The organism is Streptomyces aurantiacus (assembly GCF_001418335.1).
GTDB lineage: Bacteria > Actinomycetota > Actinomycetes > Streptomycetales > Streptomycetaceae > Streptomyces > Streptomyces aurantiacus.
Window position 1 is genome coordinate 1 of record NZ_LIPP01000032.1, and the last position, 18,187, is coordinate 18,187.

The 18,187-nt window shown below is 72.8% G+C and carries 18 protein-coding genes; 7 read left to right on the top strand and 11 right to left on the bottom strand.

The features are described from left to right. The first annotated feature begins 99 nt into the window (after positions 1–99). A complete protein-coding gene (locus AOK01_RS04470) occupies positions 100–1,470 on the top strand; it encodes an FAD-dependent oxidoreductase (RefSeq protein ID WP_055508615.1) in 1,371 nt (456 codons plus the stop codon). A 57-nt stretch (positions 1,471–1,527) separates the two neighbouring features. On the opposite strand, the gene AOK01_RS04475 is transcribed toward AOK01_RS04470, so the two are convergent. Then, positions 1,528–1,884: an ArsR/SmtB family transcription factor gene (locus AOK01_RS04475; protein ID WP_055508617.1), complete on the bottom strand. Its 357-nt coding sequence runs from the start codon at positions 1,882–1,884 to the stop codon at positions 1,528–1,530. A gap of 171 nt (positions 1,885–2,055) precedes the next feature. Here AOK01_RS04475 and AOK01_RS04480 point away from each other — a divergent pair, with 171 nt between their 5' ends. Further along, the gene (locus AOK01_RS04480; RefSeq protein ID WP_055508620.1) at positions 2,056–3,135 is read left to right on the top strand and encodes an NADH:flavin oxidoreductase/NADH oxidase; all 1,080 of its coding nucleotides are present in this window, start codon (positions 2,056–2,058) and stop codon (positions 3,133–3,135) included. A 90-nt stretch (positions 3,136–3,225) separates the two neighbouring features. Here AOK01_RS04480 and AOK01_RS04485 read toward each other — a convergent pair whose 3' ends face one another. Together AOK01_RS04485 and AOK01_RS04490 are read right to left on the bottom strand one after the other, a co-directional pair. Further along, a complete protein-coding gene (locus tag AOK01_RS04485; protein ID WP_055508622.1) occupies positions 3,226–3,972 on the bottom strand; it encodes an SDR family oxidoreductase in 747 nt (248 codons plus the stop codon). A 96-nt stretch (positions 3,973–4,068) separates the two neighbouring features. Continuing rightward, entirely contained in the window at positions 4,069–4,665 is a 597-nt protein-coding gene (locus AOK01_RS04490) for an Rv1733c family protein (RefSeq protein ID WP_055508623.1), read from the bottom strand. A gap of 240 nt (positions 4,666–4,905) precedes the next feature. Between AOK01_RS04490 and AOK01_RS04495 the strand changes: the two genes are divergently transcribed. The 4 genes from AOK01_RS04495 (at position 4,906) to AOK01_RS04510 (ending at position 8,915) form a co-directional block, all read left to right on the top strand. After that, a complete protein-coding gene (locus AOK01_RS04495; RefSeq protein ID WP_055508626.1) occupies positions 4,906–5,991 on the top strand; it encodes a WD40/YVTN/BNR-like repeat-containing protein in 1,086 nt (361 codons plus the stop codon). 178 nt (positions 5,992–6,169) lie between these two features. Beyond that, positions 6,170–6,847: a uracil-DNA glycosylase gene (locus AOK01_RS04500; protein ID WP_055508628.1), complete on the top strand. Its 678-nt coding sequence runs from the start codon at positions 6,170–6,172 to the stop codon at positions 6,845–6,847. Continuing rightward, positions 6,844–7,872, top strand: coding sequence for an N-acetylglucosamine kinase (locus AOK01_RS04505; protein ID WP_055508629.1), 1,029 nt, complete (start codon positions 6,844–6,846; stop codon positions 7,870–7,872). Before AOK01_RS04500 ends, AOK01_RS04505 begins: the two co-directional genes overlap by 4 nt. Positions 7,873–7,991: 119 nt before the next feature. Continuing rightward, positions 7,992–8,915, top strand: a complete 924-nt coding sequence (locus AOK01_RS04510; protein WP_079103153.1) for a sirohydrochlorin chelatase — start codon at positions 7,992–7,994, stop codon at positions 8,913–8,915. Positions 8,916–9,059: 144 nt separating this feature from the next. On the opposite strand, the gene AOK01_RS04515 is transcribed toward AOK01_RS04510, so the two are convergent. Both AOK01_RS04515 and AOK01_RS04520 read right to left on the bottom strand, forming a co-directional pair. After that, positions 9,060–10,106 (bottom strand): lactonase family protein, encoded by a 1,047-nt coding sequence (locus AOK01_RS04515; RefSeq protein WP_055508633.1) that lies wholly within the window; start codon positions 10,104–10,106, stop codon positions 9,060–9,062. Positions 10,107–10,248: 142 nt separating this feature from the next. Further along, a complete protein-coding gene (locus AOK01_RS04520; RefSeq protein ID WP_055508836.1) occupies positions 10,249–11,733 on the bottom strand; it encodes an FUSC family protein in 1,485 nt (494 codons plus the stop codon). 235 nt (positions 11,734–11,968) lie between these two features. Here AOK01_RS04520 and AOK01_RS04525 point away from each other — a divergent pair, with 235 nt between their 5' ends. Further along, a complete protein-coding gene (locus AOK01_RS04525) occupies positions 11,969–12,445 on the top strand; it encodes an Lrp/AsnC family transcriptional regulator (RefSeq protein ID WP_055508635.1) in 477 nt (158 codons plus the stop codon). 198 nt (positions 12,446–12,643) lie between these two features. Here the strand turns inward: AOK01_RS04525 and AOK01_RS04530 are convergent, their stop codons facing one another. From AOK01_RS04530 to paaC, 6 genes are all read right to left on the bottom strand, one after another. After that, complete coding sequence (locus AOK01_RS04530; protein ID WP_055508638.1) at positions 12,644–13,216, bottom strand: TetR/AcrR family transcriptional regulator; 573 nt, start codon at positions 13,214–13,216, stop codon at positions 12,644–12,646. A 58-nt stretch (positions 13,217–13,274) separates the two neighbouring features. Next, entirely contained in the window at positions 13,275–13,976 is a 702-nt protein-coding gene (locus AOK01_RS04535; protein WP_055508640.1) for an SDR family oxidoreductase, read from the bottom strand. A 110-nt stretch (positions 13,977–14,086) separates the two neighbouring features. Further along, positions 14,087–15,451 carry an FAD-dependent oxidoreductase gene (locus AOK01_RS04540; protein ID WP_055508642.1) on the bottom strand — a complete coding sequence of 455 codons (1,365 nt, stop codon included), beginning with the start codon at positions 15,449–15,451 and terminating at the stop codon, positions 14,087–14,089. 204 nt (positions 15,452–15,655) lie between these two features. Then, positions 15,656–16,834: a 1,2-phenylacetyl-CoA epoxidase subunit PaaE gene (paaE, locus tag AOK01_RS04545; protein ID WP_055508644.1), complete on the bottom strand. Its 1,179-nt coding sequence runs from the start codon at positions 16,832–16,834 to the stop codon at positions 15,656–15,658. Next, entirely contained in the window at positions 16,834–17,358 is a 525-nt protein-coding gene (gene paaD / locus AOK01_RS04550; protein ID WP_079103154.1) for a 1,2-phenylacetyl-CoA epoxidase subunit PaaD, read from the bottom strand. The genes paaE and paaD overlap by 1 nt, the downstream gene beginning before the upstream one ends. Next, positions 17,352–18,179 (bottom strand): 1,2-phenylacetyl-CoA epoxidase subunit PaaC, encoded by an 828-nt coding sequence (gene paaC, locus AOK01_RS04555; RefSeq protein WP_055508648.1) that lies wholly within the window; start codon positions 18,177–18,179, stop codon positions 17,352–17,354. Before paaC ends, paaD begins: the two co-directional genes overlap by 7 nt. Positions 18,180–18,187 lie beyond the last annotated feature (8 nt).

Here is an 18,187-nt window from a genome sequence, read left to right on the forward strand (position 1 = left end):
GCTCTCCGCCCCTCCCCGCCCCCTCCCCCGGCGCGCGGTCCGGTGCGATGCTGGAAGCGCCAGCGAACTCCTCGTTCTCCCCGGGGAAGGGGTTGTGCCGTGCTACAGGTCGCCGTCGTCGGCTCGGGGCCCAGTGGGGTGTACGCCGCGCAGGGTCTCGTCCAGCAGGAGCGGGTGCCCGGGGTCAGGGTGGATGTCCTGGACCGGCTGCCGTGCCCGTACGGCCTGGTGCGATACGGCGTGGCGCCCGACCACGAGAAGATCAAGTCACTGCAGGGCACGCTGCGTACGGTCCTGGAGCACGAGCGGGTGCGGTTCCTCGGCGGTGTCCGGGTCGGCCCGGACGGGCTGCCGGCCGCGCGGCTGAGGGAGCTGTACCACGCGGTCGTGTACTGCGTGGGCGCCGCCACCGACCGGCATCTGGGAGTGCCCGGGGAGGAACTGCCGGGCAGTTGGTCGGCGACCGACTTCGTGTCCTGGTACAGCGCGCATCCGGACGTCGTGTCCGGCGGATTCATGGCCCACGGTTTCCTGGCCGGCGCGCGGGAGGCGGTCGTCGTCGGCGTGGGGAACGTGGCGGTGGACGTGACGCGGATACTGGCCCGCGGTGCCGCGGAACTGAGTCCGACCGACATGCCGCAGGCGGCACTCGCCGCGCTGTCCGACAGCCGGGTGCGGGAGATCCAGATGGTGGGGCGGCGCGGCCCCTCACAGGCCCGCTTCACCACCAAGGAACTGCGGGAGCTGGGCGGCCTGCCGGACACCGAAGTCGTCGTGGACCCGGCGGAGTTGGCGCTCGATCCGGCGTACGCGGACCCGTCAGGGCTGCCCGCCGCGCAGCGGCGCAACGTCGAGGTGCTGCGCGGGTGGGCCGAGCGAGGGCCGACCGCCGGCTCCCGGCGCATCCGGCTCCGCTTCTTCCTGCGGCCGGTCGAACTGCTCCCGGACGGCAGAGGGCACGTGGGCGCGGTCCGCTTCGAACGGACCCTTCCCGACGGCCTCGGCGGCGTGACGGGCACGGGCCGGTACGAGGACATCGGGGCCCAGCTGGTCCTGCGCTCGGTCGGCTACCGCGGGGTGCCCCTGGAGGGCCTGCCGTTCGACGCGGGCCACGGCACCGTCCCGCATCTCGCGGGCCGTGTCCTGCGGGACGGCTCGGTCGCGCCCGGCGAGTACGTGGCCGGCTGGATCAAGCGCGGCCCGACGGGCGTCATCGGCACGAACCGCCCCTGCGCGAAGGAGACGGTGACCTCACTCCTGGCGGACGCCCCCGCGCTCGTACGCCGCGAGGTGCCGCCCGACCCGCTCGCGGCACTCCGCGCGGAAGGCCTGCGGCCCGTCGAGTGGGCGGGCTGGCAGGCGATCGAACGGGCGGAGGCGGCGCTGGGCGCCTCGCTGGGCCGGAGCGTGGTCAAGCTCCCCGACTGGCAGTCCCTGATGACGGCGGCCGAAGCGACGGGCGCCCCGTAAAGGGGAGACTCGCACAAGGACGGCTCGCGAAACGGGGTGCCTCGTAAGAGGCGGGGTTCACTCCCCGAGCCGGACGGCCTGGCGAGCGGCGGCGGCGAGGACGCTGTCGAGAAAGCCCGGGAAGAGGTCGTCCAGGTCGTCCCGGCGCAGCCCGTTCATCTTGGCGGTGCCCCGGTAGATCTGCCGGATCACGCCTGCCTCACGCAGCACTCTGAAGTGGTACGTGGTCGTCGACTTGGTGACGGGCAGATCGAAGTGCGAACAGGACAACTCGGCGCCGCCGACAGCGAGTTCGCGCACGATCTGGAGCCGTATCGGGTCGGAGAGGGCGTGCAGGACGGCCTCCAGCCGGATCTCCGCGTGCCGGGGGTGCGGCAGGTCACGGCTGCTGCGGGTCGAGGCGTCGGTCGTCACGGCGGCTCCGGTCCGTCGAGGTTGGAGGTCTCTCCGGAGACTCCCATGGCTGGAGAGTCCCAATAGCTGGAGAGCCCCATGGTACGAGAACTCTCGTAGTTTGACATCTACCGTATTACGATGCCTATCGTACGAGTTGCCAACCACGCCCCACCACGATTGGAGTCCGCCGTGAGCGCGCTCTTCGAGTCCTACACCCTGCGCGAGCTGACCGTCCCGAACCGGGTCTGGATGCCGCCGATGTGCCAGTACTCGGCCGCGCCGGACGGCCCCTCGGTGGGCGCCCCCGGCGACTGGCACTTCGCGCACTACGGGGCACGGGCCGCGGGCGGGACGGGTCTGATCATCGTCGAGGCCACCGCGGTCAGCCCCGAGGGCCGGATCTCGCCGTACGACCTGGGCATCTGGAACGACACCCAGGTCGAGGCGTTCCGCCGGATCACGCGGTTCCTGGTGTCCCAGGGCACGGTTCCCGCGATCCAGCTCGCGCACAGCGGGCGCAAGGGCTCGACGGACCGCACCTGGAAGGGTGGCGGGCCGCTCGGACCCGACGCCCACGGCTGGCAGCCGCTCGGCCCGAGCCCGCTCGCCTTCGACGAGAGGCACCCCGTGCCGGCCGAGCTGACGACGGACGGCATCCGCGAGGTCGTCGGCCAGTTCGCCGACGCCGCCCGGCGGGCGCTCGACGCCGGTTTCGAGATCGCCGAGATCCACGGCGCACACGGCTACCTGATCGGCGAGTTCCTCTCCCCGCACTCCAACCGGCGCACGGACGCGTACGGCGGCTCGTACGAGAACCGGGTGCGCTTCGCCCTGGAGGTCGTCGACGCCGTGCGCGAGGTGTGGCCCGACGACAAGCCGCTGTTCTTCCGCATCTCGGCCACCGACTGGCTGGAGGAGAACGGCTGGACGCCCGACGACACGGTCCGCCTCGCCGCCGAGCTGACCGCCCACGGTGTCGACCTGCTCGACGTGTCCACCGGCGGCAACGCGGCCGGCGTACGCATCCCGGTCGGGCCCGGCTACCAGGTCCCCTTCGCCGCGCGCGTCAGGAACGAGACCTCCATGGCCGTCGCCGCCGTCGGTCTCATCACCGATGTCGAGCAGGCCGAGAAGATCCTCGCCAACGGTGAGGCGGACGCCGTGCTGCTCGGCCGGGAACTGCTGCGCAACCCCTCCTGGGCCCAGCACGCCGCCCGTGAGCTCGGGGCCGCCGTGCACGTACCGGAGCAGTACCACCGTTCGGTCTGACGGCACCCGCGCCTCCGGCCCCTCCTGCCGGCCCGCCTCCGGCGCCTCTGACGCCTTCGGTCCGGCCTGCCTCCGGTGCCCCGCCGCGGCCTACTTCTGCCGGGCGAGCCAGTCCGTGAAGCGGGTCCCGGCGACATGGGCGTCGGGGCCCGGCAGGAGCTCGCGCCCCTGCGGATGACCGCCGAAGTAGCCGACGGACTCGTCGGTGACGACCTCGCGCGGGTCCTTCTCGGCCGCCAGGCCCGTACGGACGAACTCGTCGAGGTGGAGCTCCTCGGGGCCCGCCACCTCGGTGGTGCCGTTCAGCGGAGCCGCCACGGCGACCCGGGCGACCGCCGCGACCACGTCGTCGGCGGCGAGGGGCTGGAGGAGCGAGGAGGGCAGCCGGACCGTGTCACCGTCGGTGGCCCCGGCCGCGATGCCCTTCACGAACTCGAAGAACTGGGTGGCGCGGACGATGGAGTACGCGATCCCGGACTTCTCGATCAGCTCCTCCTGGGCGACCTTGGCCCGCAGATAGCCCGACGCGGGCAGCCGTTCGCTGCCCACCACCGACAGGGCCACGTGGTGTCCCACGCCCGCCGCGGCCTCGGCCGCGACGAGGTTGCCCGTGGACGTGCGGAAGAACTCCAGTACCGCGCTGTCCTCGAAGGAGGGCGAGTTGGACACGTCGACGACGACCGAGGCGCCCTTCAGCGCGTCGTCGAGGCCTTCTCCGGTGATGCTGTTGACGCCCGTGTTCGGGGAGGCGGGGAGGACCTCGTGGCCGTCCGCCCTGAGCGAGTCCACCAGCTTCGAGCCGATGAGCCCGGTACCACCGATCACTACGATCTTCATGGGGGAACCTTTCCGGTTTCGTCCGACGGAATCGGACCTCACCCTGAGGACCGGACAGGGCCCGCGTCTGTGACAGCCGGCCTCTCCCCAGCCGGTTCAGCCCGTCTTCCACCGCCACTGGGGGCCGACCCGCTCCCACTCCTCGTCCCACCGGTCCAGGCGCCGGCGCACCAGAAAACCCTGGGCCAGCCGCCCGCCCGCGAGGGGTACGACCGCCGCGCTCACGCCCACCAGCGTTCCGATCAGCGCTGCCCGCAGGCTCGCCTGGGACTCCGTGGCGGGCCTGGTGACGAGGTGGCCCCGGGCGTCGGTCCACACGGTGACCGGCGTGCCCGGGTCGCTGCCCGGCCCGACCCTGGTCTGCCCCTGGTGGACGGAGCCGTCCGGCGCCGGCCAGCGCACCTCGGCCCACACGTGCTCGGAACCGGCGGCCGTGCCGGGCGCGCGCTCGGTGAGCAGCGCGACCACCGGGCGCCACTCGACGCGCTCCCGAGCGAAGTTCTCCTCGACCGACCGCGTCGCCCACAGCCCCGCGAGTGTCCCGGCGAGCACAGCGAGGAGCCACATGGCGAGCACGATCCAGGCCTCGGCCCTGTCGCTGCCGCGCCGCAGCGGGTTCGGCCGCCAACGCCACAGCAGAGCCCTCGCAAGCGCCCGCGGGGCGAACGCCCGCGGACCACGCAAAGCCGCCATCGGGGGCCCCTTTCTTTTCCTCACGCCTCACGCCTCGCGCCTCGCGCGCGCACCGGGCGCCCTCCCGTACGGGAGCGGCCGCCCGGTTGCTCACGAGCCGCGCCGCACGTCGCCCGCACACCATGAGAAACGTCCCGACCTGCACCGATATGACGTCCAGATGGCGTCCAGGGGTGACTGTCAGTGCCTGGGTGCAGACTGGCCGATATCCGAGACAACGACGTTTCGAAGGTGGTCGGCATGACTGAGGTACTGCTCACGGTGGGCACGCGCAAAGGACTGTTCGTCGGGCGGCGGCGCGGCGGCGCCTGGGAGTTCGACGACAGCCCGTACTTCAACGCTCAGGCGGTCTACTCGGTCGCCATCGACACCCGGGGCGAGGTGCCGCGGCTGCTCGCCGGAGGCGACAGCGCGCACTGGGGACCGTCCGTGTTCCACTCCGACGACCTGGGCCGCACCTGGACCGAACCGGCCAAGGCCGCCGTCAAGTTCCCCAAGGACACGGGTGCTTCACTGGAGCGGGTCTGGCAGCTGCACCCGTCGGCGGCCGAGCCGGACGTGGTGTACGCGGGTACGGAGCCGGCGGCGCTGTACCGCTCGGCGGACCGCGGCGAGTCCTTCGAGCTGGTCCGCCCGCTCTGGGAGCACCCCACCCGCTCGCGGTGGGTGCCGGGCGGCGGCGGGGAGGGCCTGCACACGATCCTGACCGACGCCCGCGATCCACGCGCGGTGACGGTCGCCGTCTCCACGGCCGGCGTCTTCCGCACCCGGGACGGCGGGGAGAGCTGGGAGCCGTCCAACTCCGGGGTCTCGGCGGTGTTCCTGCCCGACCCGGACCCGGAGTTCGGCCAGTGCGTCCACAAGGTCGCCCAGGACGCGGCGACACCGGACCGCCTCTACCTGCAGAACCACTGGGGTGTGTACCGCAGCGACGACGCGGGTGGGCACTGGACCGACATCGGCGAGGGGCTGCCGTCCACGTTCGGCTTCGCCGCGGTCGCCCATCCCCACCGCGGCGACACCGCGTACGTGTTCCCGATCAACGCCGACGCGGACCGGGTCCCGGCCGACCGCCGATGTCGTGTCTTCCGTACGGCGGACGCGGGCAGCAGCTGGGAGCCGCTCTCGGCGGGGCTGCCGCAGGAGGACCACTACGGCACGGTCCTGCGCGACGCCATGTGCACGGACGGCGCGGACCCGGCGGGCGTGTACTTCGGCAACCGCAACGGCGAGGTGTTCGCGTCGGCCGACGACGGCGACAGTTGGCAGCAGTTGGCGTCCCATCTGCCGGACGTGCTCTGCGTACGGGCCTCGGTGATCGATTGAGCCCCCGCGACCTGTCCCCGTCCCTCCCCGTCCTCCTGTCCTCCTCTCCCTGTCCTCCTGCGGCACGCGATGGGGTCGGTGGCGCGTCAACACCGGCTGCTGGTACGGCACATACCATCGCTGCCGTACGGAGACCTCAAGTTGATCGACAGCCCGTGTGCGGCAGTAAGGTGACGCCGTGGCACCAAGACCGTTGAATGAAATCGTCGAACCCGGCTGGGCCAAGGCCCTCGAACCGGTGGCCGGACGGATCGCGGAGATGGGGGACTTCCTGCGGGCGGAGATCGCCGCGGGACGCACCTACCTCCCCGCGGGCCCGAACGTGCTCCGCGCCTTCCAGCAGCCCTTCGACGACGTCCGGGTCCTCATCGTCGGCCAGGACCCCTATCCGACACCGGGACACGCGGTGGGACTGTCGTTCTCGGTCGCGCCCGAGGTGCGGCCGCTGCCCGGCAGCCTCATCAACATCTACCGGGAGCTGAGCACCGACCTGGGTTTGCCCCCGCCGTCGAACGGCGATCTGACCCCCTGGACCCAGCAGGGCGTGCTGTTGCTCAACAGGGCGCTCACCACGGCCCCGCGCAAGCCGGCGGCGCACCGGGGCAAGGGCTGGGAGGAGGTCACCGAGCAGGCGATACGGGCACTGGCCGCGCGGGGGAAGCCGCTCGTGTCGATCCTGTGGGGCCGCGACGCCCGCAACGCCCGGCCGCTGCTGGGCAACCTGCCGTCGGTGGAGTCGGCACATCCGTCGCCGATGTCGGCGGACCGCGGCTTCTTCGGCTCACGCCCCTTCAGCCGGGCCAACGACCTGCTGATCGGCCAGGGCGGCGAGCCCGTGGACTGGCGACTGCCGTGACCGGTCCCGGCGGCGGGTCGGGCGTACTGGGGGTGGACTCCGGCGGGTCCGGGCTGCGGGTCGTCCTCGCTGTCGACGGGGGCCGGGTCACGGCGCCGCTGGCGTCCAGGGTGCCCGTGCGCACCGGACCACGCGGTATCGACGCCGGCCATCTGCTGGAGCAACTGGTGCCGATGGCCCGGCGGTTGATGGCCGACACCGAGGTCGGCACGCTCCGGGCCGCCACCGTCGGCGCGGCCGGACTCACCACTCTGGGCGACTCGCTGCGCGCCGAACTGCCCGCCGGGCTGGCCCGTGAACTCGGCGTGCGGCGGCTGGCACTGGTCGCCGACGCCGTCGCCGCGTACACGGGCGCGCTGGGACAGCGGGTGGGCGCGGTCGTCGCGGCCGGCACCGGGATGATCGCGATCGGCACGGACCTGCGCGAGTGGCGCAGGGCCGACGGCTGGGGTCATCTGCTCGGCGACAGCGGCAGCGGGGCGTGGATCGGCCAGGCCGGGCTCGACGCGGCGCTGCGCGCCTACGACGGGCGGCCCGGAGGTTCGGGCCCGCTTCTGGCGCGCGCCGAGGCCGTCTTCGGCTCGGCCACGGCGCTGCCGGGACAGCTCTATCCGCGTCCGGACCGGCCGGCCGTCCTCGCGTCCTTCGCGCCCGAGGTGGCCGCCTGCGCCGACGGCGACGACCCGACAGCGGTCGGCATCCTGGCCGCCGCGGCCCGGCACATCGCCGACACGGCCGCCGCGGTGTGCCCCACGCGCGCGGACCTTCCTTCCGGAGAGGTTCCTCTCGCCCTGACGGGCGGGCTGTTCAAGCTGGGCGACCCCCTCCTCGTACCGCTGCGGGCGGCTCTGGCGGACCGGCTGCCGTACGCGCGACAGGTGCCGGCCGCGGGTGACCCGCTCGACGGCGCGGTCGGCATCGCCGTCGAGCTGGCCGACGACCGCCTGGCACTGCCGCGCGACGACAGCATGCTGTACGTCGTGCGGAACGCCTCGGACAGCCGTTCACGGGATCGTTCACCGTGATCCACGGATAACCAACGAGATCAATCCGTACGTAACTCATCAGACAAAACCGGACGGATACCGCTCACCTGCACCCTCCCCGAACAGGGGAGCCCAGGAAACCAGTAATATTCGGCGCCATGAGCTCCCCCACTGGGCCCGCGTCCGGCCTGCCAGTACGAATGCCGCGACCCCGCCAGCCCGGCCGGCACCGCCGACCGGAACCGCTGGCGGCTCCCGAGGGCGCGCCCGCGCTCGTCCTCGCGGTGCCGGGCACGCCCAGCGCCGCCACCCGCAGCCTCGCCGAGGAGGTCGTGAGCATCGCGCGCTCCGAGCTGCCCGGCCTCGACGCCCGGATCGGGTACCTGGAGGGGGACGACGCGGAGTTCTCCACCCTTCAGTCGGTGCTGACGCACGCCGCCGAGGAGCGTGCCGCGCGCTTCGAGCAGGCCCGCGCGGCCGGTGCGGACGTGGTGGAGCCCGACGGGCCCGTGGCCGTGGTCGTGCCGCTGCTCGCCGGTCCGGACAGCGCGCTGCTGCGCCGCGTCCGCCAGGCCGTCATGGACAGCCGCGTCGCGGCCGACCTGACCGATGTGCTCGGCCCGCATCCGCTGCTCGCCGAGGCCCTGCACGTACGGCTCTCCGAGGCCGGTCTGGCGCGCGCCGACCGGGCCAGGCTGTTCACCGTGGCGACGGCCGCGGACGGCATCATCCTGGCGTCCGTGGGCGGCGACGAGGCCGTGCAGGCGGCCGGGATCACCGGCATGCTGCTCGCCGCGAGACTCGCCGTGCCCGTGATGGCGGCGGCGCTGGACGAGGAGGGCGCGATCGCGGCCATCGCCGAGCAGCTGCGCTCCTCGGGTTCCCAGCAGCTGGCGCTCGCCCCGTATCTGATCGGTCCCGAGCTCGACCCGGGTCTGCTGGACGAGGCCGCGAAGGAGGCGGACTGTTCCGCCGCCGAGGCGCTGGGCCCGTACCCGGCGATCGGCAAGCTGGCGCTGGCCAAGTACACGGCGGCGCTCGGTATCGCGCCGCCGCAGCAGCAGGGCGCCCCGGTCCGCTGACGAGGCGGCCCCGCGCGCACGCACCCACCCCGAAGGGCCCGGCTCCGGAGACGGAGCGGGCCCTTCGGGGTTCGGTCAGAGGGTCCCGCTGATCCCGTCTGATCCCGCTGGCCCCGTCCGGTCCCGCTGGTCTAGCCGGTCCCGCTAGTCGAGCACCACGCAGGACGCCGCCGGGACCCTGACCGACCCGCCGCGCCGGGGCACGCCCGTGCCGGGGTCCACCGTGAACCACGCGACGTTTCCCGAGCGCTCGTTGGCCACGTACAGGAAGCTGCCCGTCGGGTCCAGGGCGAGTGCGCGCGGCCAGACGCCGCCGCAGGACACCGTGGCGACCAGTCTCAGCCCCTCGCCGGCCGCGCCGGGCACGAGCACGGAGACGACGTCCTGACCGCGCGTGGCGGTCCAGACGAAGCGGCCGTCGGGCGACACGACGATGCCGGACGGGTAGGCGTCGCCGTCCGGGAGGTCGGGCAGCACGAGGGTCTCCCCCACCGGCTTGAGCGCGCCTCTGACGGCGTCCCAGCGGCAGGCGGTGACGGTCGGCGAGAGTTCGTTGAGGACGTAGGCGCGTTCGCCGTCGGGGTGGAACGCCAGGTGGCGGGGGCCCGAGCCGGGCCGCAGCGCGATCTCCCTGTGCAGGGCGAGCGTGCCGTCGCGCAGCGCGCACACCCGCACCGAGTCGGTGCCGAGGTCGACGCTCACGGCCCACCGTCGGCTCGGATCGGGCTGGACGTGGTGGGCGTGCGGGCCCTGCTGGCGCTGCGTGTGCGGACCGGTGCCCTCGTGGCGCAGCACCCCGGAGACGGCGGCGAGGCTCCCGTCGTGGCGCACGGGCAGGGCACTGACGCTGCCGGAGCCGTAGTTGGCGGTCAGCACGTGCCCGTCGAAGAGGCTCAGGTGCGTGGGCCCGCTGCCGCCGACCGGCACCAACGGGCCGGCCAGCGACGGCTCGTCGCCCTTCACCCGGTAGGCGGCGACCGCGCCCTCCGTCGTCTCGCTCACCGCGTAGAGCATGTCTCCGCCGGGCGACAGCGCCAGGTACGAGGGGTCGGCGACGCCGTTCACGGCGCTCAGCAGGGTGAGCGCGCCGGTTTCCCCGTCCACGGCGGCGGTGAGCACGCCCAGGCCTCCCGCCGCGGTGAAGGAGCCGATGTACGCCCGTCGCCGCAGTCCGCCGCCGCCGTCTGTCACTGCGTCCCCTCTCGGTGCACGTCTTTGAGGTCGTGCACGTCTTGGGGCGACGGTAGCAGCGATTGGCCTAGACCAGAGCGGAACCTTGCTGCGCCTCGCCGAGCGCCCGGCCCGGTGCCGCCGGATGGTGCACGCGCAGGTTTCAGGCGCTCACGAGCGAGCCGCGCAGGGGTGTGGCCAGCGCGGCGAGCGCTCGTTCGAGGCCGTGGAGGTGGGCGAGGGCCTGCTCGGCCCCCGGGTGGTGGCCGGGAACGCCGCCGGTCGCCGTCATGGCGTGTTCCGGCACCGCGCCGACCAGGACCTCCACCGCCGTCTCCACGCGCCCGCAGGCGGCGGTGAGGCGCGCGTCGTGCGAGGCGTCCGGGTCGGCGGCCACGGCCGCGAGACCCCGTACCTCCCGCGCGCAGTCGTCGAGGAGGGCGAGCACCTGTCGGGCGCGTTCCTTGCGGGTCCGCATCGGGTTGAGGGGGTGCACGAGCGGCGCGAGCGTGAACCGGACCCGGCCGAGCACCGCCTCCAGCTCCGCCGCCCGTGGCGCGGGGTCGGCGCCGGCGTCACCGGCGAGGCGTCGGGCCGCCGCCGCGGTGCACCCGTGCACGGCGCGTACCGCCTGGCCCACCCAGCGGTCGGTGACCGCGTGCGTGGTGACCGGCAGGACCAGCGCGACGGCGAGTACGGCGCCGAGCGCGCCGGCGGCGGTCTCCGCGAGACGCAGGCCCAGCAGACCCGGGTGCAGCACACCGAGCAGCCCGTACAGCAGGCCCGTCAGCACGGTGACGAAGAACATCATCCAGCTGTACGAGAGCGGCGCCGTGTAGAAGATGCCCCAGACGCAGACGGCCACGATCGCCGCCGTGGGCGCCGGAGCGCCGTCCAGGGGGACGGCGACGAGCAGTCCGGCCGCGATGCCGGTGACCGTGCCGAGGACGCGCCGGAAGCCCCGTACGAGGGTCTCGCCGCGCGAGGACGTGTTGACGAAGATCCACCAGGCGGTGCCCACGGCCCAGTACCAGCGCTCGTGCGAGAGGACCTGGCCCGCGGCGATCGCGATCGCGCACGCGGCCGTCGCCTGGAAGGCCTGGCGGGTGGTCGGCCGGGCGAGACCGCGGCCGGCCGGGGCGGCGGGCGTGACCGGCGCGGGGGTACGCCGTTCGACGCACCACGCGCCGAACCGCACCACCGAGGCCGCGGCCAGCGACAGGGCCATCGCGGCGTACAGCTGCGGAAGCTCACCGGGGACCGTGTGCAGGAACTGGGCGATGAAGAAGGTCATGAACGCGAAGATGCCGAGCGCGTGGCCGCGGGGTCCCCAGCGGCGGGCGTACACCCCGCAGAAGATCACGGCGAGCCAGACCGCGTCGCGCAGGGTCGGCACGGCGTGCAGCGCGGCCGCGAGGGCGAGGACGGGGAAGCCGACGGCGGGCAGCAGGGCGGTGGTGACCGCCTGGCCGCGCACGGTCGAATCGCCGACCGTGAACAGCGCGAGGAGCGCGGTGAGCCCTCCGGTGATCGAGGCGGGCAGCGAGAGCCCGGCGAGCTCCGACACGGTCACCGCGAGACCGATGCCGAGCACGGCCCGCAGCGAGATCCGCAGCCGTACCAGGCCCGGATCCGGAGCCATGAACATCTTCTTCACCGTCGGAAACCCGCCCCCGTTTCGCACACCGTCCCGGACCCGGCTTCCGGGGCATGGGAATGGCGCCGCTGGTCCGGCCGGCTTCCTTGCCGTCCGGCGCTTCACGACGCCATTGATGACCACACGTTAAGCAAGGGGAGGGCAGTGGCTCAACAGGCTTCTGAACCACTGAGCCATTGGTACAGTCGGCGATGATCAGCCGAGACCGCAGGGAGGCCAACGGACCATGGCAGTGGACGAGCTCGACACCCGTATCCTCCGGCTGCTCCTGGAACAGCCGAGCACGAGCGTGCGGGAGTACGCCCGCGTCCTCGGTGTCGCCCGGGGCACGCTGCAGGCGCGGCTCGACCGGCTGGAGCGGGACGGGGTGATCACCGGTACGGGCCCGTCGCTGTCCCCTGCCGCGCTGGGCCACCCGGTGCTCGCGTTCGTACACATCGAGGTCACCCAGGGGAATCTCGACGACGTGGGGGACGCGCTGGCCGCCGTGCCGGAGATCATCGAGGCGTTCTCGATCACCGGTGGGGGAGATCTGCTGACGCGGGTCGTCGCGCGGGACAACGGTCATCTGGAGGATGTGATCCAGTCGCTGATCAGTCTGCCGGGGGTCGTTCGTACGCGGACCGAGGTGGTGCTGCGGGAGCGGGTGCCGCAACGGGTGCTGCCGTTGGTGGAGTCGATCGGCCGTACGGGCCGGGGTTGAGCGGCGGTGCGGGCCGGGGTTGAGCGGCGGTGCGGGCCGGTCGGTTGGTTGTCCGCGCCTTCGGCGGGGGCTGGGTGCGCAGTTCCCCGCGCCCCTGAAAAGCACCCCCGGCCGTCGCCTTCGTCCGTCCGCGCCTTCGGTGAGGGCTTGGCGCGCGGTTCCCCGCGCCTCTGACGGGGCGCCGCGTGGGTGCCCCTGCTACTTCACTCCCGCCGCGTCCAGCAAGGCCGTTGCCGTGGTGGTGGTCAGGCCCTGGAGGGTTTCCGCCTTTGCGCCGGCTCGGGCGCTGGCGCCGTCGAAGATCAGGGTGAGCTGGCGGGCGAGGAGTTCGGGGTCGCGGGCGCCACCGCGCTCGGCGTCCACCCGGAACGCCTCGATCAGCGTGCCCTTGACCCGCAGGGCGACGACGCTCGCCGGATGCTCGGGGTCCTTGAGCTCGACCATGGCCGACAGATACGGACACCCCCGGTAGTCGTCCTCCGTCGACGCCTGCTCCAACTGCTCGAAGACGTACAGGATCCGCTCCCGGGGCGCCCGGGGGTCGTCGGGGCCGGGGCGGAGCCTGCGCCCGTACTCCGGCGCGCGCCGCTCCAGGCTCGCCGCGAGCACCTCGTCCTTGCTCGCGAAGAGCTGGTACATCGAGCGCTTGGACACCCCGGCGGCCCGGCACAGCGCCTCGACGCCGAGGGAGACGCCGTCGCGGTAGAAGAGCTCCATGGCCGCGTCGAGCAGCCGGTCCCTCGTGGATGTCTTGTCCGTACTGGTGGCCATGGGAGCGAGGCTACCTCCGGGGGACGACAGCCGGAAACTGGTCGGTATACCGGGACGGTCAGGCCGCCAACTGCGGGTACAGGACCGACAGGTCGGCCGCGAGTCCCGACTTGACCCGGCGGGACAGGTCGTCGGCGAGCACCTCGAAGGCCCCGCTCTCGATGCCGTCGAGCGCCTGGGCCGCCACGTCCACGGGCGAGGACTTGGGCGCGTCGATCGCCGCGGTCATGTCCGTGTCGACGTAGCCGACATGGAGCCCCGTGACACCGATTCCCCGCGGGGCCAGGTCCAGCCGCAGGGAGTTCGTCTGGGACCAGAGCGCGGCCTTGGAGGCGCTGTACGAGCCGGCGAGGCCGATCCACGACAGCACGGAGTGGACGTTGAGGATGTGGCCGCCGCCGTTGCGCTCGATGACGGGGACGAACGCCCGGGCGGTGAGCAGCGGCCCGTAGAAGTTCGTCTCGAAGTCCCGGCGCACGTCGTCGACCGGCGCGTCGAGGAAGGACGCGTTGACGGAGACGCCCGCGTTGTTGATCAGGACGGTGACGTCGCCGGCCTGCTCGGCCGCCGCCGCGACGGACGCGGGGTCGGTGACCTCCAGGGCCAGCGGTACGGCCCGGGTGTCCGTGATCGTCCGCGGGTCGCGGGCGGTGGCGTACACCTTCTTCGCCCCCCGCTCGAAGAGCCCTTCCACCAGCGCCTTGCCGATGCCCCGGCTGCCGCCGGTCACCAGGACGACGGAACCCTCGATTGCGGTCATGACACTCTCCGAGACTCAGCACGTGCGTCACACGCAGCACACGCATCACGCGAAAACCGATCGGTTTCCGTCTGCTCGAAACGGTAAACCGATCGGTTTCACAAAGCAAGCTACGCGCCGCTTGCCTCGATCATGTCCTCGCGCTCCACGAGCTTCACCCGCTCGCGGCCCTGGGGCTCCCCCAGCGCCTTCTCGGCGGCGTCCAGGCGGTACCAGCCCTCCCACGTGGTGAAGCGGACGTTCCGGTCGGCGAGGAACGCGTCCACCGACTCCGGGTCCGGCGACACGGGGGTCTGCAGACGGCCGTTCCGGTGGTCGTCGAGGAGGCTGGCGACCGTCTCGTTGGCGTCGCCCTTGGTGTGGCCGATGAGGCCCACAGGACCGCGCCGGATCCACCCGGTGACGTACGTCGACCGCAGGTGCTCGCCGGTCTCCTCGATCACCCGGCCCGCGTTGTCCGGGACGGTGCCCGAGTCGACGTCCCAGGGCAGCTTGGGCAGCTTGTCGGACAGGTAGCCGACGGCACGGTAGACCGCGCCGAGGTCCCAGTCCTTGAACTCGCCGGTGCCCTTGACGTTGCCGGTGCCGTCCAGCGCTGTGCGCTCCGTGCGCAGGCCGACGACCTTGCCGTCCTCGCCGAGGATCTCGGTCGGCGACTCGAAGAAGTGCAGGAACAGCTTGTGCCGCCGGTCGCCGACGTCGCGGATCGCCCAGTTCTCCAGGGTCTTGGCGACCATGTCGGCCTGCTTGCTGCCGCGCCGGGTCGCGATCGAGCCGTCGTCGTAGTCGATGTCCTCGGGGTCGACGATGACCTCGATGTTCGGCGAGTGGTCAAGCTCCCGCAGCTCCAGCGGGCTGAACTTCGCCTGCGCCGGGCCGCGGCGGCCGAAGACGTGGACCTCCACGGCCTTGTTGGCCTTGAGCCCCTCGTGGACGTTCGGCGGGATCTCGGTCGGCAGCAGCTCCTCCGCGGTCTTCGCGAGGATGCGCGCCACGTCGAGCGCGACGTTGCCGACGCCGAGGACGGCGACCTTCTCGGCCTCCAGCGGCCAGGTCCGCGGCACGTCCGGGTGCCCGTCGTACCAGGAGACGAAGTCCGCCGCGCCGTGGGAGCCGTCGAGCCCGATACCGGGTATGTCGAGGGCCCGGTCGGCCGTCGCTCCGGTGGAGAAGATCACCGCGTCGTAGAAGGCGCGCAGGTCGTCCAGGTTGATGTCGCCCGGGTAGTCGACGTTGCCGAAGAGGCGGATCTGCGGCTTGTCCAGCACCTGGTGCAGGGCCGTGATGATGCCCTTGATGCGCGGGTGGTCGGGGGCGACGCCGTAACGGATCAGACCGAAGGGGGCCGGCATCCGCTCGAAGAGGTCGATGGAGACACCGGGCTCGACGGCCACTGCGGACTTCAACAGCGCGTCGGCGGCGTAGATCCCGGCGGGGCCGGCTCCGACTATGGCTACCCGCAGGGGGCGAGGCATGTTCAGGTTCCCTTCGAGCGATGATCAGGAGTACTCACGGGGAGCCTAAACTAAGGCAAGCCTAAGTCAGTAGCCGGGCTGGATCTATGACGTCATAAGGCCGACTTATGAGTTAAGTGCCCATGGTGAGTGGCCCGTGGTGAGTATCCGTCCACCGCCCGTCAGCGCCCCTCAGCACCGCCCGTCACCGGCTGTCAGTGCCCGTCAGACGTCGTAATCCACGGTCAGCGTCTCGGAGACAGGGTATGACTGGCAGGTCAGGACGTAGCCCGCGGCCACCTCGGCGTCCTCCAGGGCGAAGTTGCGGCGCATGTCGGCCTTGCCGTCGGTGATCAGGGCGCGGCAGGTGCCGCAGACGCCGCCCTTGCAGGCGAAGGGCAGGTCGGGGCGGGTCCGCTGGGCGCCTTCGAGGATGCTCCGGTCCCTGACCAGGGCCGAGGTGGTGGAGCGGCCGTCGAGCGTGACGGTGACCTGGCTGACGGGCCCCCGCAGCGCGGCCTCCTCGTGACGCACCTCTCGTACGGGCTCGTCGTCGGCGTAGAAGAGTTCCCGGTGGACGCGGTCGCCGTGCACGCCGAGGCCGGTCAGGACCCGCTGGGCGTCGAGGACCATGCCGTGCGGCCCGCACAGCCACCAGTGGTCCACCGCCGCCACGTCGACCAGCGAGCCGACGAGTGCCGAGAGCCGGTCCGCGTCGAGCCGGCCGGAGAGCACCTCGGCCTCGCGGGGCTCGCGGGACAGCACGTGGGCGAGCTGGAACCGGGCCGGATACAGGTCCTTCAGGTCCGCCAGTTCGTCGGCGAACATCACCGTGTCCGTGCGCCGGTTGCCGTAGAAGAGGGTGACCGTCGAGCGCGGGTCGGCGGCCAGGACGGACTCGGCGATGGAGAGCATCGGCGTGACACCGGAGCCGGCCGCGACCAGCACATGGTGACCGGGCGTGGTGAGGTCGGGCGTGAACGTGCCGGTGGGGGCCATCACCTGAACCGTGTCCCCCGGCCGCACCTCACGCACGAGCCACGCCGAGAAAAGGCCGCCCGGCACCACGCGCACTCCGATGCGGGGCGCCGAACCGGCCGGCGAACAGATCGAGTACGAGCGCCGCTCGTCCCGTCCGTCGACCTCGCGCCGCAGCGTCAACGACTGCCCGGGCGCGAAGGCGAACTCCGCCGCCAGCTCCGCCGGGATCTCGAAGCTCACGGCCGCCGCGTCCTCGCAGAGCGGCTGCACGGCGGCGACGCGCAGAGCGTGGAAGGCCGGGCGGCGGCGCACGCGCGCGGGCACCGGCCGCACGGGGGCGGCTGCCGGGGCCTCGGCAGCCCGGTTCGCCGGACTCGCCGCACTCGCCGCACTCGCCGCCGGCTCTTCCCTCAGGCCTTCCATCAGATCTCCTTGACGTACTCGAACGGCTCGCGGCACACGCGGCAGCGCCACAGCGCCTTGCAGGACGTGGCGGCGAAACGGGAGGTCTCCTCGGTGTCCGCCGCACCGCAGCGCGGACACGCCACCGTGCGGCGGGTGGGAGCCAGCACGAGCGGCACAGGCCCCGCGGCGTGCCGGGGTGCGGCTCCCGGTGGCGCGATCCCGTGCTCGGTGAGTTTGCGCCGGCCCTGCGGAGTGATCCAGTCGCTGGTCCACGGCGGGTCGAGGACCGTACGGATCTCCACGCGCGCGTACCCCGCGCCGCGCAGCCGTGCCGCCACGTCCGCGCGCATCTCGGCCATCGCGGGGCAGCCCGAGTAGGTCGGCGTCAGGCTCGCGACCACGGTGCCGTCCCCGGTCACCTCGACCGCACGCAGGACGCCGAGGTCGGCCAGCGTGAGCATGGGCAGTTCGGGGTCCGGCACCTGCTCGGCGACGCGCCGGGCGCGCCGCGCATCCGTCGATGCGGTCATGGCCGTCACCATGTCGCCCCCGGGTGCGCACGGGCCACGCTCTGCAACTCCGCCAGCAGCGGCGCCAGATGCCCGGTGTGCTCCCCGCTCCGGCCGGCCCCGGGCAGCGGCCGGTACACCGGCATGGGCAGCCCGGCCGCCTCGGTGACCTGCCGCAGGACGGCGACGACCCCGTCCCGTACGTCGTAGGCCGTGAACAACTCTCCGAAGTACGGGGCGACCTGCTCCAGCGCCCTACGCGTACGGCGGTGCGACTCGTCCGTACCGTCCCCCAGGCGCACGACCCACTCGGCCGCGTACTGCCGGTGGTACGTCAGCTCCTTGACGCCCTTCGCGGCGACGGCCGCCAGAACGGGGTCGGGATGCGCCGACAGCTCCTCGAAGTGCGCGAGCCGCCAACTGGACAGCACCAGCAGCCGGACGACCGAGAACGCGAAGTCCCCGTTCGGCAGTTCGGCCAGCCGTACGTTCCTGAAGTCCGCCGCGTCCCGGAAGTAGGCGTACGCGTCCTCGCCGCGCCCGGTGCCGTCGACCTGGCCCGCGCGTGCGTACAGCAGGCGGGCCTGGCCGAGGAGGTCGAGGCCGATGTTGGCGAGCGCGACCTCCTCCTCCAGCTCGGGAGCGCGGGTGGTCCACTCGGCCAGCCGCTGGGCACTCACCAGGGCGTCGTCGGCGAGGGCCACGCAGTCCGCGGCCAGCGAGCCGGCGTCGACGCCCGCGGGCACGGTGGTGTCCACCCCGTGCAGCGGGTCCTCGAAGCCGGTGCCGTACGCCCAGCGGGCGTCGTCCTCGTGCCCCTCGGCGAGGGACAGGTAGACATGGTCGTCGCTCATGCCCTGCT

Bases quoted from the DNA above. Each gene is read 5' to 3' on its own strand.
- AOK01_RS04485 (WP_055508622.1), bottom strand. From the start codon at position 3,972: ATGAAGATCGTAGTGATCGGTGGTACCGGGCTCATCGGCTCGAAGCTG.
- AOK01_RS04490 (WP_055508623.1), bottom strand. From the start codon at position 4,665: ATGGCGGCTTTGCGTGGTCCGCGGGCGTTCGCCCCGCGGGCGCTTGCG.
- AOK01_RS04495 (WP_055508626.1), top strand. From the start codon at position 4,906: ATGACTGAGGTACTGCTCACGGTGGGCACGCGCAAAGGACTGTTCGTC.
- AOK01_RS04510 (WP_079103153.1), top strand. From the start codon at position 7,992: ATGAGCTCCCCCACTGGGCCCGCGTCCGGCCTGCCAGTACGAATGCCG.
- AOK01_RS04520 (WP_055508836.1), bottom strand. From the start codon at position 11,733: ATGTTCATGGCTCCGGATCCGGGCCTGGTACGGCTGCGGATCTCGCTG.
- AOK01_RS04525 (WP_055508635.1), top strand. From the start codon at position 11,969: ATGGCAGTGGACGAGCTCGACACCCGTATCCTCCGGCTGCTCCTGGAA.
- AOK01_RS04530 (WP_055508638.1), bottom strand. From the start codon at position 13,216: ATGGCCACCAGTACGGACAAGACATCCACGAGGGACCGGCTGCTCGAC.
- AOK01_RS04535 (WP_055508640.1), bottom strand. From the start codon at position 13,976: ATGACCGCAATCGAGGGTTCCGTCGTCCTGGTGACCGGCGGCAGCCGG.
- AOK01_RS04540 (WP_055508642.1), bottom strand. From the start codon at position 15,451: ATGCCTCGCCCCCTGCGGGTAGCCATAGTCGGAGCCGGCCCCGCCGGG.
- paaE (WP_055508644.1), bottom strand. From the start codon at position 16,834: ATGGAAGGCCTGAGGGAAGAGCCGGCGGCGAGTGCGGCGAGTGCGGCG.
- paaD (WP_079103154.1), bottom strand. From the start codon at position 17,358: ATGGTGACGGCCATGACCGCATCGACGGATGCGCGGCGCGCCCGGCGC.
- paaC (WP_055508648.1), bottom strand. From the start codon at position 18,179: ATGAGCGACGACCATGTCTACCTGTCCCTCGCCGAGGGGCACGAGGAC.